Origin of the sequence: Nonomuraea sp. NPDC004580, assembly GCF_040609855.1 — a bacterium.
GTDB lineage: Bacteria > Actinomycetota > Actinomycetes > Streptosporangiales > Streptosporangiaceae > Nonomuraea > Nonomuraea salmonea.
Genome location: NZ_JBEXLH010000147.1, coordinates 1 through 1,235 on the forward strand (window position 1 = coordinate 1; position 1,235 = coordinate 1,235).

Annotated in this window: 2 protein-coding genes; both read left to right on the plus strand. The window is 73.5% G+C overall.

Annotated features, from left to right (window positions below; all coding sequences use genetic code 11):
- Window positions 1-644, plus strand: a 644-nt coding sequence (locus tag ABZW11_RS46240) for a substrate-binding domain-containing protein (RefSeq protein ID WP_355432932.1), incomplete at its 5' end; no start/stop codon positions are given.
- Window positions 645-654: 10 nt separating this feature from the next.
- A complete protein-coding gene (locus ABZW11_RS46245; protein WP_355432934.1) occupies window positions 655-1,080 on the plus strand; it encodes an SRPBCC family protein in 426 nt (141 codons plus the stop codon).
- Window positions 1,081-1,235: the final 155 nt, after the last annotated feature.

Genomic DNA, 1,235 nt, shown 5'->3' on the forward strand with positions numbered 1-1,235 from the left:
CCCGGCGCACCGGCGGCGGCCCGTCCGCGCTGACGGTGACGGCGTCCGGCTGCAACGCCCCGCTGATGGACGACCTGGTGCGCTCCTTCAACGACGGCGATCCCGCGGTGCCGGCGCAGGCGGTCGTGGGCAACGCCGCCGACCAGCTCGACCGGCTGCGCTCCGGCGCGGCCGATCTGGCGCTGCTGCGCGCCGCGCCCGACCCCGCCACCATGGACGGCGTGCTGCTGCTGCTCGACCAGGTGCACGTCATGCTGTCGGCGAACCACCGGCTGGCCGGGCGTTCTTCGCTCACCACGGCCGACCTGGCCGACGAGCCGGTGCTGCGCTGGCAGGGCGGCAACCTGCAGATGATGACGCCGGAGCTGTGGCCGGAGGGCTTCCCCGGTCGGCCTGGGCCCGAGGTGAGCGACGGGATGCAGCTGTTCGCGGTGGTCCGGCTGGGGCAGGCCGTCGTGCTGTGCCCGCCCTCGGCGCAGGGCTTCGACGAGCAGCCCGGCACCGTCACCCTGCCGCTGGCCGACAAGGAGCCGGTGCCGTTGCGGCTGGTCTGGCTGCGCGAGCACGCCCGGCTGCCGGCGGTGCGGGCGTTCGTCCGCCACAGCCGCGCGCGGGTCGCGGCTCAGCCGGTCGTCAGCGGGTAGGTGCTGGAGGGTGAGAGCCGTCCACGCCGCCGCCGCCGCCCATGTCCCGGCGCCGCCTGAGCAGGTGTTCGCGCTGATCACCGACTGGCCGCGGCATCCGGAGTGGATGTTCATGACGACCGCGCGGCGGGTGGGCGAGGACGGGCTGGAGGCGTACACCGGCCTGCGGCCGTTCGGGTTCCTCGACACGATGACGATCACGCACTGGCAGCCGCCGTTCCTGATGCGGGTCGATCACACCGGGCGGGTGGTGCGCGGGCGCGGCGCCATCCGGGTGCGGCCCGAAGGTGACGGCAGCCGGGTGGTGTGGGCGGAGGAGCTGCTGCTGCCGTTCGGGCCGCTCGGCGTGGCGGCCTGGCCGTTCATCCGGCCGCTGGTGAACGCCGTGGCCCGCCGCTCGCTGCGCAAGCTCGCGGCCCTGCTGCCCACCTCATAGCCGACCGCCCTGCTGCCCGCCTCGGCCGGCGCCGGACCATTCTCCGGTCGAGTTGCACATACTCTTTCGCCGTATATTGATAAATGTCGGGACGCGGCTCTTTCGTTACGATTGTCCGCATGGTAGGTCGGACGTCTCGCCCGTGGTCCCTTGGG